This window comes from Bradyrhizobium sp. WSM2793, assembly GCF_000379585.1.
GTDB lineage: Bacteria > Pseudomonadota > Alphaproteobacteria > Rhizobiales > Xanthobacteraceae > Bradyrhizobium.
On sequence record NZ_KB902791.1, the window covers coordinates 233,605 to 247,675 of the forward strand.

A 14,071-nucleotide genomic window follows, 5' to 3' on the forward strand; every position below is an offset into this window, starting at 1 on the left:
CCATCATTTCACGGCCCCGGCAGTCAGGCCGCGGACAAAGTATTTGCCACCAAGGAGATAGATCAACAGCGTCGGGAGCGCCGCGATGATCACCGCGGCGCTCTGCACGCCGTGCTGCGGGATGTCTGCGACTGCAGCGGACAGCGCGATGAGAGCGGCCGTGACGGGCTGCTGCTGGCCGCTCGTGAACGTCACGCCATAGAGGAACTCGTTCCAGATATGCGTGAACTGCCAGATCACGGTGACGATCAGGATCGGCGGCGAGAGCGGCAGGATGATGCGCCAGAAGATGCGGAAGAACCCGGCGCCGTCGATGCGCGCGGCCCTGATCAATTCATGGGGGATGGCGACATAATAGTTGCGGCAGAACAGCGTGGTGAAGGAGAGCCCCTGGATCGTGTGAATCAGCACGAGGCCCGCCAGCGTGTTGATGAGACCGATGTCGCGCAGCACGATGGTCCAGGGAAGCAGGCGCATCTGCTGGGGCAGGAACAGGCCGAGGGTCACGATGCCGTAGATCCAGGTGTCGCCGCGAAAACGCCAGAGCGATACGGCGTAGCCGGCGACGGCACCGAGCAGGGTCGAGAAGATCGTCGCAGGAATCGTGACGAGGGCGGAGTTCAGTATGTACGGCCGGATGCCGGCGCAGGTCTCGGCGACGCAGAAGCCGCTCCAGGCAGCCAGGTAGTTGCTCCAGGCCCAGTGCTGCGGCCAGCCGATCATCGAGCCCTGCGCGATTTCCTCGTTGCTGCGGAGCGAGTTCAGCACGACAACAGCCAATGGCGCGAGCCATGCTGCAGCGATCAGCAGGACGATGAGGTAGATCAAGATCCGGCTTGGTGCGAAGGTCCGCTCACGCATGGGCGGCCCGCCGTCGCTGGACATATCGCCACGCCGCATACGGCAGCAGCACCGCGAGAAGAATGAGCAACATGAGCACCGCCGCCGCCGCGCCCCGGCCGAGCAGGCTGCGCTGGAACATCAGGTCGTAGACGACCAGTGCCGGCAGCTGGGTCGCGATTCCCGGTCCGCCATTGGTGAGCGCGCGCACGAGGTCGAACGTCGAAATCGCGAACTGCAACTGGATCACGACGACGGTGATGGTGATCGGCCAAAGCGACGGTAGAATGATGCGCCGGTAGATTCGGATCGGTCCCGCGCCGTCGATCTGCGCGGCCTTGATGATGTCGGTGTCGACCGAGCGAAGGCCGGCAAGGAACAGCGCCATGGCGAAGCCCGAGGATTGCCAGATCGCGGCGATCACAATGGTCCAGATCGCCATGTCGCGGTCGATCAGCCAGTCGAACTTGAAGGAGGTCCAGCCGAGGTCGTGGACCAGCTTCTGGATTCCAAGGCCAGGATTGAGCAGCCAACTCCAGACCGTGCCGGTGACCACGAACGACACCGCAAGGGGATAGAGGAAGATGGATCGCAGCAGGTTCTCGCCGCGAATGCGCTGATCCAGCAGGATCGCAAGGGCGAGGCCTGTCACCAAGCTCAGCAGCACGAAAGCGCTGCCAAACAGCAGCAGATTGTCGAAGGCGATCTGCCAATTCCGCGACGCCGCGACCGCCGAGTAGTTGCGCAGCCCCACCCAGCCCGAGACCGGGATCAGCGTCGATGGCGTGAACGAGATCCAGATCGTCCACAGCGAGAACGAGACGAGGTGCGCGGCGGACAGCAGCAGCGGCACCCAGATCATCAGATATTCGGGCAGCCGGCGCACCCATTCAGGAAGCGCCGGCCGGCCCGGTCTGATCGAGACGGCATTGGTCAACGCGCGCCCTCGACGGCCTCGGCGAGGCGGGTGGCCGCCTGCTCGGGCTTGATCGTCTTGTTCTTCACGTACTCCGTGATCACGTCGATCATCGCGGCGGTCATGCCGTTTTCCTGCGCCATGTTGTGCGCAAGGCTCAGGACCGCCTGGTTGCTGGCGATCGCGTCCTTCAGGGGTGCCGCGGTCCGCCGCTGACCGTCCGACCAGCCTTCGCCGGACAGATCGACGTCGGTGCGCACGGGGATCGATCCCGTGATCTGCGAGTACATGGTCTGGATCGCCGGATCCATGACGAGCTGGGCCATCAGGGTCTGGCCGGCCTGCAGGTCGGGCTCCTTGCGCTGCCAGAAGATGAAGGCATCGGCGTTCAACAGGAACACCGGCTTGCTATTGTCGCTCGGACCTGGCGCGATCATGAAGTCCTCAAACTTGAAGCCGGCATTGCGCAACACGCCCTGCGCCCAGCCGCCCATGATCATCATGCCCATGTCGCCGTCGATAAAGCGCTTGAGATTGGTCGAGAAGTGCTGGGCGCCGACATTGGGGTCCATCCAGTCGGCGATCTTGCGCACCTGCGCGAACGCAGCCTTGATCTCGGGCCCCTCCAGGGCCTTCTTCTCGAGATTCATGATGGCGGCGCGGTATGCGAGGGGACTAATGCCGGCCAGGGCGGCCTCGAATTTTTGCCCGTCGTCGGGGCGGGTGCCGCCGTTGGCGACGGGATAGGGGACGCCGCCCGCTTTCATCTTCTCGGCGAGGTCGTTGAAGTCAGCCCAGGTGACGGGGATCTTGTCGGCCTTGGCCTTGTCCATCGCGCGCTTGGACAAGAACAGCATGTTGGTGCTGTAGATCTGCAACGGCAGTGCGATCCATTTGCCGCCCGGCTTGTGCAATTTCGCAAGGTCCGGCGCGACAACTTTCTCATAGCCGGCGGCCGCGACCACGGCGTCGAGATCGACAGTCGGGGCAATCTTCGACCAGGCTGCGATCTCGGGACCCTTGAGCTGCGAGCAGGCCGGCGGATCGCCGGCCATGATCTGGGCCCGCAGCTTGTTCATCATCTCGGTGGTGAAACCGGGGACGGGCGAGTGCTGCCAGACGCCGCCTTTCTCCTCGAACTTCTTGCCGAGCGCGGTGATGGCCGCCCCGTCGCTGCCCGCGGACCATTGCGAGATCGCGGTCAGGCGCGGCTTGACCGCGCTTTGCGCGCGGGCAAATGCCGGCAGTGCGAGCGTGGCAACGGATCCAGCGAGCAGACGGCGCCTTGTTGTCGTGATCGGCATGGCAGTTCCTCCCGGTGTGAACTCTCTTGCGCGCGAGCCGCGCAGCTTCAGGCCATCTCAGGCGGCCTCCGTCGACGCGGCCGGCATGCCGCCGCGGCAGGCGAGGCAGAACGCGGCGAAGGCCAGCGCGGCCCTGGGATCATTGCCGTTCGACGGCGGCACGAAAGCCAGCGACACCTGCGCATGCTTGCGGCCGCCGAGCAGGCAGGCATCGACGCCGTCGACCAGCGCTTTCCGATCGCCTTCCGCAAGGAGCGAAGGCCAGCCGGAGATGGCGACGCCGTGACAGGGCTTGACGTTCAGCGTGTTGCCGATCGCAAGCCCAAGGCGATACAGGCGATGCCGCAGCTCCTGGCGCACGCGCGAGGAGATCGGGATCGCGCTGACCCAATCGCTGCCAAGCTGGAGCAACTCCGGCTCGGGCACGCCGAGAAGCTCGGCCAGCGCCGGAAGCGAGGTATAGGCCTCGACACAGCCTAGGTGGCCGCAGCGACAGCGCGGTCCGCCTTCGCCAAACACCATGTGACCGAGCTCGATCGGCTGGAGCGCGTCGGTCTCGGCGGGATCATCCATCCAGGCGCCCGCAACGCCATGGCTGACAAACACGAACAGGTGCGTGTCATTGAACGGATAGTTTTCCGTGCGACAGCGATGGAATGTGGCGTGCGCCACGACCGAATTGGTGAATTCGACGGACACGTCGGCGAACATCTCGCCGAACATGTCGCTGATGCGCCCGACGTCAGAGGGAATGATGGGATTACCCGCGGCGCTGAGCCGGCCGAGGCCCGGAATGGAGACGCCGACCTGCGAGAGGACGACGCGGCGGCGCCGCGTCCAGTCGCGCAGCAATGTCATCGCTTCGCGAAAGGCCCGGCCGACGGTCTCGACGGTCGGCGTCTTCGGCAGCGGTACGCGCTCGGTGTAGTGCAGCTCGCCCGACAGGCCGCCGACGCCGACGCTGAGGTGCTGAGCGGTCAACTCGAAGGCTGCGAGGGCGACCGCTCCATCCAGCGACACGAGGCCGGTCGGGCCGCCGACGTAAGGGGCAGGGCGCCGTACTTCCTCGATCAGGCCTTCGGCCTTCAGGTCAAGCAGGATGCGCGACAGGCTCGCTTCGGACAGGCGCACGGCCTTGGCCAGCGGCGGGCGAAACGAGCCGCCCGACTGAAGCAGATGGGTCAAAATGGCAGCGCGCGTCTGCCGCCGACTTCTCGGCTGCTCCGGCATTTCCATCCCTGTCGTCATTCTTACTTAGTGTAAGAATTTGCGCGTGGAGCGCTCTGACTGTCAAGGCGTTTGCGCCCGCAAGCGTGGACTTGTTGTTGTGCGCGGCAGCAAGAGTGTCACGGCCCGATTGGTCTCGTAGGGTGGGCAATGCGAAGCGTGCCCACGACTTCGTATCTGTTGCGCTTTGCCCACCCTACGGCACCGCCACAAACAAAAACGGCGCCATCCTGCGATGGCGCCGCTTCGAAAGCCGTATCGGCTTGGAGCTTACTTGCGATCCTTGATCGCGACGTAGTCGCGGCGGGTGACGCCGGTGTAGAGCTGGCGCGGGCGGCCGATCTTCTGCTGCGGGTCCTCGATCATCTCGCTCCACTGGCTGATCCAGCCGACGGTACGGGCGACCGCGAACAGCACGGTGAACATCGAGACCGGGAAGCCCATCGCCTTCAGCGTGATGCCCGAATAGAAGTCGACGTTCGGGTAGAGCTTGCGGTCGATGAAGTACTGGTCGCTGAGCGCGATCTTCTCGAGCTCGAGCGCCACCTTCAGCATCGGATCGTCGCCATGGCCGGTCTCCTTGAGCACGGCGTGACACATCTTCTGCATGATCTTGGCGCGCGGATCGTAGTTCTTGTAGACGCGATGACCGAAGCCCATCAGGCGGACTTCGGAGTTCTTGTCCTTCACCTTGGCGATGAATTCGGGAATCTTGTCCACGGAGCCGATCTCGGCGAGCATCGCGAGCGCTGCTTCGTTGGCGCCGCCATGCGCCGGACCCCACAGGCACGCGATGCCGGCGGCGATGCAGGCGAACGGGTTGGCGCCGGACGAGCCGGCGATGCGCACCGTCGAGGTCGAGGCGTTCTGCTCGTGGTCGGCGTGCAGGATGAAGATCTTGTCCAGCGCGTCAGCCAGCACCGGGTTGATCTTGTAGTCCTCGCACGGCACGGCGAAGCACATGTGCAGGAAGTTCTCGGCGAACTTGAGCGAGTTCTTCGGGTACACGAAGGGCTGGCCGACCGTGTACTTGTAGGCCATCGCCGCCAGGGTCGGGATCTTGGCGATCATGCGCATGGAAGCGATCATGCGCTGCTTCGGATCGTTGATGTCGGTGGAGTCGTGATAGAACGCGGCGAGCGCGCCGACCGCAGCCACCATGATCGCCATCGGATGGGCGTCGCGGCGGAAGCCTTGGAAGAAACGGGCCATCTGCTCGTGCACCATCGTGTGATGGGTCACGCGGTCGTCGAAATCCTTTTTCTGCGCGGCAGTCGGCAGATCACCGAACAGCAGGAGATAGCAGGTCTCGAGGAAGTCACCGTTCTCGGCGAGCTGCTCGATCGGGTAGCCGCGGTATTCCAGCACGCCCGCGTCGCCGTCGATATAGGTGATCTTGGACTGGCAGCTCGCGGTGGAGGTGAAGCCGGGATCGTAGGTGAACAGGCCGGACTGGCCGTAGAGCTTGCCGATATCGATGACATCAGGCCCGACGCTGCCGCTGTGGATCGGGAGATCGTAGTTCTTGTTTCCGACCGTCAGCGTAGCGGTCTTATTGCTCGGTTTTGCGTCCATCGTAGGTCCCCGATGAAATGTGAAGCGGGCCGGAGCCGGAGGCCCCCTTTGCGAGATGATGGGGCAGGCCGGATGTTCCAGAAGGTACGGGGGAGATGGGTATATTATTGCTGTGTGCGCTGCAAGATCACCGCACGCATGCTCGACTTACGTCGTAGACTGATCTTTAAGCCGGCCGAGGCTTTCCTGGCGTCCCAGGACGTCCAAAACCTCAAATATACCAGGCGACGTCGTCCGTCCGGTCAGCGCGGCCCGCAAGGGTTGGGCGACCGCGCCGAGCTTGAGACTATTTTCCTCGGCAAAAGCGCGCAGCGCAGCTTCGGTGGTGGCGCCGCTCCACGTCTCGACTTTCTCCAGCGCGGAATGAAGCTGGCCGATCAGCTTGCGGTTCTCTGGCGTCAGCAGCGCTTGCGCCTTGGGATCGAGCTCCAGCGGCCGGTCGGCGAAGATGAAATAAGCGCTGTCGATCAGCTCGATCAGCGTCTTGGCGCGCTCCTTCAGGGCCGGCATGGCCTTGAGAAGCTGGGCGCGCGTGGTGTCGTTTAACTTGGCCTTAAGCTCGTCGCGCGCGGGCACGAGATGGTCGAGCACGTCCTCGAACATCTTCACGAGTGATTGATCGTCGGCGTGGCGGATGTAGTGGCCGTTGAGGTTTTCCAGCTTGGCGAAATCGAAGCGGGCGGCGGCACGGCCGACGCTGGCGAGGTCGAACGCCGCAATCATCTCCTCGGTCGAGAAGATCTCCTGGTCGCCGTGGCTCCAGCCGAGCCGGACGAGGTAATTGCGTAGCGCGGCCGGCAAATATCCCATGGCGCGGTAGGCATCGACGCCGAGCGCGCCATGGCGCTTTGAGAGCTTCGAGCCGTCCGGGCCGTGGATCAGGGGGATGTGGGACATGCTCGGCAGAGCCCATCCCATCGCATCGTAGATCTGCTTCTGGCGCGCGGCGTTGATCAGATGATCGTCGCCGCGGATCACATGGGTGACGCCCATGTCGTGGTCGTCGACCACCACAGCGAGCATGTAGGTCGGGTTGCCATCGCCGCGCAAAAGCACGAGGTCGTCGAGGTTCTCGTTCTGCCAGACGACGCGGCCCTGGACCTGGTCCTCGATCACGGTCTCGCCGGTCTGCGGCGCGCGCAGGCGGATCGTCGGCTTGACGTCGGACGGGGCTGCCGCGGGATCGCGGTCGCGCCACATCCCGTCATAGAGGCGGGTGCGCCCTTCCGCGCGCGCCTTCTCGCGCATGGCGGCGAGTTCCTCGGCGGTGGCGTAGCAGCGATAGGCCTTGCCGTCGGCGAGCAGCTGCTCGGCGACCTCGCGGTGGCGCGCGGCGCGGCTGAACTGGTAGATGACCTCGCCGTCCCAGCCGAGCTCCAGCCATTTCAGGCCGTCGAGGATGGCACCGATCGCAGCCTCCGTGGAACGCTCCCGGTCGGTGTCCTCGATCCGGAGCAGCATCTTGCCGCCGTGCTTCTTCGCGTACAGCCAGTTGAACAGCGCGGTGCGGGCGCCCCCGATATGGAGGAAGCCGGTCGGAGAGGGAGCGAAGCGGGTGACGATTGGGGATGTGGTCATTCGTGGCAGGTGGTGGACGATGAGGACAGGTCTCGCAAGCGCGTGGGTATAGCAGGAACCGGCGGCAACGAAAGCCGGAAATCATCAAGCGCTAAGCGTCGCTTCTGTTCCGCGTCGGCGGCTGTCGAGGCCCTTGACGCTGGTCAGCGATCAGGTGGCGCAACGAACTGCTTCGCTGCGGTGGCGTCGAACGGTCGGGTTTCAAATCCCCGGACCAGCCGCAAATCGGCCGTTCGCGGCGGAGTGTAGCGCACGCGGCCGTCCGCCAGGATCATGTGGAAACCGTCCTGTCTCCAATTCGGGATTGCCATCCAAAGCTGTTTCCCCGTGGCGATCTCGTATTCGACGAAGCCGCCGAAGTCGGCATCCCGTGCGACAATGTGCAGGCTATCGGACAGGAAGCGGATGTCATCCTTGTCGACATGCATGACAATGTGTCCGTCCGCGACATCGACGATGTCGGTGCCCCTGGAGACGCCACTGGCCGTGTAGTCCAAGCGGACAATCTTGAAACGGCCGTCAGCCGACAGGTCACGTCGGAGGTTTTCTGGCAGGGGGCCCTTGAGGCTCTTGCGTTCGACGACGCCGAGTTCGGCGATGATCCGATCGCAGAAAATTACGCCGCACTGCGCGTGAAAATTCGACGTGAGCGGTACGATCAACCCGCTTTTCTCGGACCGTGCCGGGCGCCAAGTGCCTTTCACGAAAACGGTACCTTCGTCGTCATTAATCAGCAGCGGATCGCCCGCATCCGAGAGCCGCAGAATGTCGCTGATTCTGCCATCGCCGACGTGATGCTCTCGTAGCGTCTTGCCGTTGTCGGAGGACCAGACCGCGACCGTCCCGCCTACTTTCGATGCGATCCAATGGCCGTTCGGGGACAGTACGATAGGCCGCCAATTCTCGGACCGCATGCTCCGGGGGATCTCGAAGGTCGCTTGTTTGCCTCCGCGCCTGACCGTCATCGACTGTCTCAACGACGAACCATCGCGCGATATATCGTGTAGGACGGCGATCGTCCTGTCGTCGTCGGAAACGGTGCCGTAGCCATCCGGACGAATGGAAGCGACTTTCCTGCCATTGCGGAGGTCCCATGCAGCCCACTCCGGACTGCCAGGAATTCCCCCACCTCTCAGGATCAATTCCCCTCCCGGAGCAATCGAGAAGTTCTGCTCGTACCCACCGTCGAAATCCAAGGGAACGCTGCACTTGTTGCCCAGGGTCTGGGTTGCCCTGGCCGTTTTGGGCCCTTTGTCCGGACCGAAATAGGCAATCTCGAAGACCGCAAAATCCAGATGATTGGGTTCGCTTTCGCCCCTGCTGTTGCCAAAGACGAGGTGCTTGCCATCGTAGTCGAACGCCGGAGGGCTGAAGCCGCAGGTATCGCTCGCAAGCCGGAAGAAGACCGCAGTCCTTTCCTGCTTCAAATCCCATATCTGGAACGCCTTCCAATCGGCGTCGCCGACGGAACCAACGATCGCGTAATCTTGCGCTGGATCGAGCGTAATCTCGTCGAACTGCTTCAATTGCGGGAAGTGGGACTGAAGATGATGGCGCGACAGCAGTTATGGCGGAACACGGTTGCTGGCATCGTTGCTCTCGTAGGACAACGAAAGCTTCGCGATGTCGTGGAAATCCGCTGGCGGCGCGTTTGAGGCCGGCCGCCCCGTCGCCGCGTCCCAGGCGACGCTATGTCCATCGTAGTCCCGAGCGAAGACGGTCTTGCTGTCGGACGAAATTGACACGGCGGCAATGTGCAGGCCCGGGCTGGTGAGAATTCGCAGCGTGATGCCATTGTTGATGTCAATCAGCCGCGCCCCCGAAGCCCGGGGTGAGGTGGCGATGAACCACAGGCTGTTGGGCGCAATCAGGAAGGCCCGGTTACCCCCGGCCTCGGTTTGCGGGGTTGCGACGAAGCCCTTGAGTTCACCCCGGCCGGGACTCTCAACGGTCGTGCCGCCGGCAGCCGCTTGAGCTTCCTCCGCGAGGGTCGGATTGGCACTGCCACATGCAAACACGATGAGTGCCATTGCCAGGAAGGCGGCGAAGCGAGCGACGACCGTCATGAATGGAGAACCTCGGAGTCCTGCGGTGTGGCAAGTATGCCATCCATGGAGTGCGAAATTCGAGAAAATCTACCTATAATAGTTGCTGAAGAGCTTACGACTGACGCGAAACCGGGCTTGGCTCAGCCTCCCGAATTTGGCAGAAGGACCGCTGATTTCCCTGCAGGATTTTCGTAATGACAGAACCGGTGGCGATTGAGGTTGGGCGCGATTTCATTCGTGACATCATCCAGGCCGACCTCGATCAGGGCAAATACAGGGAGATCGTGACCCGGTTCCCGCCGGAGCCGAACGGCTATTTGCATATCGGCCATGCCAAGTCGATCGCGCTCAATTTCGGCATCGCCCAGGAGTTTCCTGGCCGCTGCCATCTGCGTTTCGACGACACCAACCCGGTCAAGGAAGAGCAGGAATATATCGATTCCATCCAGGCCGACGTGCGCTGGCTCGGCTTCGACTGGGGCAAGAACCTGTTCTTTGCCTCCGACTATTTCGAGCGCCTGTACGAATGGGCGGAGCAGCTGATCCGCGACGGGCTCGCCTATGTCGACGACCAGACCCAGGAGGAGATCCGCTTCTCGCGCGGCACGCTGACCGAGCCCGGCAAGAATTCGCCGTTCCGCGACCGCAGTGTGGACGAAAACCTCGACCTGTTCCGCCGCATGAAGGCCGGTGAATTCCCGAACGGCACGCGGGTGCTGCGGGCCAAGATCGACATGGCCGCGGGCAACATCAATCTGCGCGACCCCGTGTTGTACCGCATCCTGCATGCGCATCATCCGCGCACCGGCACCAAGTGGCACATCTATCCGAGCTACGATTACGCCCACGGCCAGTCGGACGCCATTGAAGGCATCACGCATTCGATCTGCACGCTGGAGTTCGAGGACCACCGGCCGCTCTACGACTGGTTCATCGAAAAACTGCCGGTGCCGTCGCAGCCGCACCAGTATGAATTCGCGCGGCTCAACCTGACCTATACGCTGCTGTCCAAGCGCGTGCTGACCCAGCTCGTCCGCGACGGCCATGTCGCAGGCTGGGACGATCCGCGCATGCCGACGATGGCGGGGATGCGCCGCCGCGGCGTGCCGCCGGCCGCGTTGCGTGAATTCGTCAAGCGCATCGGCGTTGCCAAGGCCAACAGCGTGGTCGACGTCGGCATGCTCGAGTTCTGCATCCGCGAGGAGCTGAACCGCACGTCGCAGCGGCGCATGGGCGTGCTGCGGCCGCTCAAGGTGGTGATCGAGAACTATCCTGAAGGGCAGACCGAGGAGCTCGAGGCGATCAACCACCCGGACGATCCCTCGGCGGGCACGCGGAAAATCACGTTCGGCCGCGAGCTCTATATCGAGCAGGACGACTTCATGGAGAACCCGCCAAAGAAGTTCTTCCGCCTGTCGCCGGGCAACGAGGTGCGGCTGCGCTACGCCTATTTCGTCAAATGCACCGGCGTGATCAAGAACGATGCCGGCGAGGTGGTGGAGCTGCGCTGCACCTATGACCCCGCGACCAAGGGCGGCAACGCGCCCGACGGCCGCAAGGTCAAGGCGACGATGCACTGGCTGCCGGCGGCGAATTCGGTGCCCGCGGAGATCCGCATCTACAACCAGCTGTTCGCCAATCCGAGCCCGGACGCCTCGAATTTCGCGGCGGATCTCAATCCGCAGTCGCTGGAGATCCTCGCGGACGCGCGGATCGAGGCATCGGTCGCACAGAGCAATTCGACCGAGCCGATGCAGTTCGAGCGCCAGGGCTATTTCGTGCGCGACAAGGACTCGACGCCCGGCAAGCCGGTGTTCTCGCGCACCATCGGCCTGCGCGACACGTTCGCGAAGGAAGTCGCGAAAGGTTGAGGCGCACATGAGCAGCGAAGCCGACGCCATCGTTTCCGCCATCATCGCGAAATGGTGCGCCGGCTTCGCGACGCTCGATGCGGGCGCGCTGTCATCGCTCTATTCGAAGAGCGCGTTCTTCTTCGGCTCCAACCCAAGACTCTATCGGGGCAGGGACGGCGTTGCCGATTATTTCAACGGCCTGCCGCGCTGGCGCAAGCCAAGCGCTGTGTTTTCCGATGTGAACGCAGCGCAGGCCGGCCCTGATCTGATCAACATGGCCGCGACCATCTCGTTCGATCTCGCGGGCGAGCGGGACGATCTCATCGTCAAGATGAGCTGGGTGATCGTCCGCGAGGACGGCGACTGGAAGATCGTCAATCACCACGCCTCGTCGCGGACATCGCTGATCTAGCGGCAGCGGAACGTCCTGCGTCCTGACGCAAGGCGGTTGCTGGGGCCCTTTCCAGCGACATACGTGTCAGGATTGGCGCCCCGGATCAGCGCAGCGGCAACATAACGCAGGTTGGATGGATGCATTTTCATCGGTGCGCCCCATCTAATTGGAAGAGGGGAGGTGAGCATTATGCGCATCCAACATTGGCAAGATGCTGCCAGCCTGTTGGTCGGCGTATGGCTGGTCCTGTCGTCCTTCATCCTGGGCTTGTCCGGAGCGGCTGTCTGGATCACCATCGCGCTCGGGCTCGGCGTCGTGCTCTTTGCCGTAGAAGCGTTTGTCATCCCGTCATATCTGGAAGAGTGGGGAGAAATGCTGCTGGGTCTGGCTCTTGTGCTGGCGCCTTGGACCATTGGCTATGAGTCAGCGTCAGCCACGGTGAGCAGCGTATTGTCGGGCATATTGGTGATCTTGCTCGGCGGCTGGGAACTGATGACCGATCGTGACTTCACCGCCTGGTGGCACGATCGCTGGCATCATCCAGCCGGCTGACAAGAGCGGTTAGCCGAACTTCGCCGACCTCTATCCACTGACGGTCGGAGAGGGGGGATTTGGCTCCGGCATTCCGAAGGAAATGTGCGGTGCAGGGCCTCGCGGTCCTGCACCAGGTCATCCCATCACAAGCCATTACAATGCGGCTCTGGGCTCGATCGGTTGCCAGATGCTGATCTTGCGCGTCTCCGGCATCAGGAAGACAGCGAGCACGAAGCACACCGCGGGGACCACGATCGGGTAGATCAGTGCGTAGCCGATGCTGCCGGTCGCGGCGAATGCCGCCGAGGTGATGAACGGCACCAATCCGCCACCCCAGCCGTTGCCGATGTGGTACGGCACGGAGACCGACGTGTACCTGATCCTGGCGGGGAAGAATTCTGCCAGAAATGCGCCGACCGGCCCGTACACCATCCCGACGTAGCAAACGAGGATGAAGATGATGAAGATCGCGGTCGGATAGTTGATGTTTCCGGGCTGCGTGACCGATCCCAGCCACAGATACAGCGGATAGTACGTGATCGCGGCGAGCAGCATGCCTCCGAGGATCACCGGCTTGCGGCCGATCTGATCCGACAGCCAGCCAAAGAAGATCAGGCTCGGCGTTGCAATGAGCAATGCTGCTCCCACGATGTAGGCCGAGGTCAGCGGGTCCACCTTGGAGACCTGCTGCAGAAAGTATAGCGCCCAGAATTGACCACTGTACCAGACCACGCCCTGTCCGATCAGGACCACGATGGCGATCCCGATGTATTTGATGTTCGAACTGAGGAAGGCCTCCTTCCACGGATTCCTCGTCATCTGTCCGCGGGCCTTGATCTCCTGGAAGATCGGCGTCTCCTGGAGCTGGAGGCGAATATAGATCGCGATGGCCACCAGCAGGAAGGACACCAGGAACGGAATGCGCCACGCCCATTCATCGAAGGCCTGATTGCCGGCATAGGTTCGGGTCAGGATGATGACTGCCAGCGATACCACGATCCCGAGAGTCGGAGAGGTCTGTAGCCAGCCGGTGTAGTAGCCGCGCTTGTCGTCAGGCACATGCTCGGCAACATAGGTGATGGCGCCACCATATTCGCCGCCCAGGCACAGCCCCTGGATCATGCGCAAGCCGAAGAGAAGGATCGCAGCCGTCAGCCCGATCGACTGGTAGGTTGGGATCAATCCGATCGCTCCCGTGCCCAGTCCCATTCCGCTGAGCGTGACGAGAAACGTATATTTGCGGCCGACCCGGTCACCCATCCATCCGAACAGGAATGCTCCCACCGGACGGATCAGAAATCCTGCCGTGAACAGCGCGATCGTGCTGAGCAGGGCGGCGATGGGGTGGGACTGTTCAAAGAACTTGACCGATAGAACTGCGGCCAGGCTGCCAAAGATATAGAAATCATACCATTCGATGATGTTTCCTACCGACGCAGCGATGATCACGCGGCGAAAATCGCTCGGTACCTGCATGTGCGCCTCCTATGGTTTCAAAACGTCTCCTCGCTTGATTCAGCGTCGATCTTCTCGCGGAGAGCGTGATGCGCGGCGTTGCAGGCGCCAATTCAAAGAGTTGCGTCGGCAACGTCTGACCTCAGGCGCGTTTGACGCCACCTGAGAAGAGCTCCGGCGGCCTTAGAGCCGCGAGCCACCACTGCCTGCCCGTCTGTCGGGGAGGCGGGGAACCGTAGTGTAATCCCACCGCGGGCTGCCAACTTATGAGACTTTCGGCTCAATCGATCTGACACGGGGCGTTTTTGCGACAGAGATCGCAAGGACTCGAATTGTCCGCGACGTCT

12 protein-coding genes are annotated in these 14,071 nt (G+C 62.8%); 3 read left to right on the plus strand and 9 right to left on the minus strand.

The genetic code is table 11. The annotated features are described in order from the left end of the window. Positions 1–3 precede the first annotated feature (3 nt). From A3AS_RS0124610 to A3AS_RS0124645, 8 genes are all read right to left on the minus strand, one after another. Entirely contained in the window at positions 4–861 is an 858-nt protein-coding gene (locus tag A3AS_RS0124610) for a carbohydrate ABC transporter permease (protein WP_026202320.1), read from the minus strand. Next, complete coding sequence (locus tag A3AS_RS0124615; RefSeq protein ID WP_018320221.1) at positions 854–1,777, minus strand: carbohydrate ABC transporter permease; 924 nt, start codon at positions 1,775–1,777, stop codon at positions 854–856. The genes A3AS_RS0124610 and A3AS_RS0124615 overlap by 8 nt, the downstream gene beginning before the upstream one ends. Further along, positions 1,774–3,060: an ABC transporter substrate-binding protein gene (locus A3AS_RS0124620; protein WP_018320222.1), complete on the minus strand. Its 1,287-nt coding sequence runs from the start codon at positions 3,058–3,060 to the stop codon at positions 1,774–1,776. The genes A3AS_RS0124615 and A3AS_RS0124620 overlap by 4 nt, the downstream gene beginning before the upstream one ends. Before the next feature lie 57 nt (positions 3,061–3,117). After that, positions 3,118–4,296 carry an ROK family transcriptional regulator gene (locus A3AS_RS0124625; protein WP_018320223.1) on the minus strand — a complete coding sequence of 393 codons (1,179 nt, stop codon included), beginning with the start codon at positions 4,294–4,296 and terminating at the stop codon, positions 3,118–3,120. Between the two features lie 261 nt (positions 4,297–4,557). After that, complete coding sequence (gene gltA / locus A3AS_RS0124630; protein WP_018320224.1) at positions 4,558–5,862, minus strand: citrate synthase; 1,305 nt, start codon at positions 5,860–5,862, stop codon at positions 4,558–4,560. A 147-nt stretch (positions 5,863–6,009) separates the two neighbouring features. After that, positions 6,010–7,440, minus strand: a complete 1,431-nt coding sequence (gene gltX, locus A3AS_RS0124635) for a glutamate--tRNA ligase (protein ID WP_018320225.1) — start codon at positions 7,438–7,440, stop codon at positions 6,010–6,012. 143 nt (positions 7,441–7,583) lie between these two features. Beyond that, positions 7,584–8,966: a hypothetical protein gene (locus A3AS_RS0124640; protein ID WP_018320226.1), complete on the minus strand. Its 1,383-nt coding sequence runs from the start codon at positions 8,964–8,966 to the stop codon at positions 7,584–7,586. 39 nt (positions 8,967–9,005) lie between these two features. After that, a complete protein-coding gene (locus A3AS_RS0124645) occupies positions 9,006–9,506 on the minus strand; it encodes a hypothetical protein (protein WP_018320227.1) in 501 nt (166 codons plus the stop codon). Positions 9,507–9,682: 176 nt separating this feature from the next. Here A3AS_RS0124645 and A3AS_RS0124650 point away from each other — a divergent pair, with 176 nt between their 5' ends. From A3AS_RS0124650 to A3AS_RS0124660, 3 genes are all read left to right on the plus strand, one after another. Further along, complete coding sequence (locus A3AS_RS0124650) at positions 9,683–11,359, plus strand: glutamine--tRNA ligase/YqeY domain fusion protein (RefSeq protein ID WP_018320228.1); 1,677 nt, start codon at positions 9,683–9,685, stop codon at positions 11,357–11,359. 7 nt (positions 11,360–11,366) lie between these two features. Beyond that, positions 11,367–11,753, plus strand: coding sequence for a nuclear transport factor 2 family protein (locus A3AS_RS0124655; RefSeq protein ID WP_018320229.1), 387 nt, complete (start codon positions 11,367–11,369; stop codon positions 11,751–11,753). Between the two features lie 171 nt (positions 11,754–11,924). Continuing rightward, entirely contained in the window at positions 11,925–12,287 is a 363-nt protein-coding gene (locus A3AS_RS0124660; protein ID WP_018320230.1) for an SPW repeat protein, read from the plus strand. 135 nt (positions 12,288–12,422) lie between these two features. On the opposite strand, the gene A3AS_RS0124665 is transcribed toward A3AS_RS0124660, so the two are convergent. Further along, positions 12,423–13,745 (minus strand): MFS transporter, encoded by a 1,323-nt coding sequence (locus A3AS_RS0124665; protein ID WP_018320231.1) that lies wholly within the window; start codon positions 13,743–13,745, stop codon positions 12,423–12,425. Positions 13,746–14,071 lie beyond the last annotated feature (326 nt).

Bases quoted from the DNA above. Each gene is read 5' to 3' on its own strand.
- A3AS_RS0124665 (WP_018320231.1), bottom strand. From the start codon at position 13,745: ATGCAGGTACCGAGCGATTTTCGCCGCGTGATCATCGCTGCGTCGGTA.
- gltA (WP_018320224.1), bottom strand. From the start codon at position 5,862: ATGGACGCAAAACCGAGCAATAAGACCGCTACGCTGACGGTCGGAAAC.
- A3AS_RS0124610 (WP_026202320.1), bottom strand. From the start codon at position 861: ATGCGTGAGCGGACCTTCGCACCAAGCCGGATCTTGATCTACCTCATC.
- A3AS_RS0124620 (WP_018320222.1), bottom strand. From the start codon at position 3,060: ATGCCGATCACGACAACAAGGCGCCGTCTGCTCGCTGGATCCGTTGCC.
- gltX (WP_018320225.1), bottom strand. From the start codon at position 7,440: ATGACCACATCCCCAATCGTCACCCGCTTCGCTCCCTCTCCGACCGGC.
- A3AS_RS0124650 (WP_018320228.1), top strand. From the start codon at position 9,683: ATGACAGAACCGGTGGCGATTGAGGTTGGGCGCGATTTCATTCGTGAC.
- A3AS_RS0124625 (WP_018320223.1), bottom strand. From the start codon at position 4,296: ATGGAAATGCCGGAGCAGCCGAGAAGTCGGCGGCAGACGCGCGCTGCC.
- A3AS_RS0124655 (WP_018320229.1), top strand. From the start codon at position 11,367: ATGAGCAGCGAAGCCGACGCCATCGTTTCCGCCATCATCGCGAAATGG.
- A3AS_RS0124660 (WP_018320230.1), top strand. From the start codon at position 11,925: ATGCGCATCCAACATTGGCAAGATGCTGCCAGCCTGTTGGTCGGCGTA.
- A3AS_RS0124645 (WP_018320227.1), bottom strand. From the start codon at position 9,506: ATGACGGTCGTCGCTCGCTTCGCCGCCTTCCTGGCAATGGCACTCATC.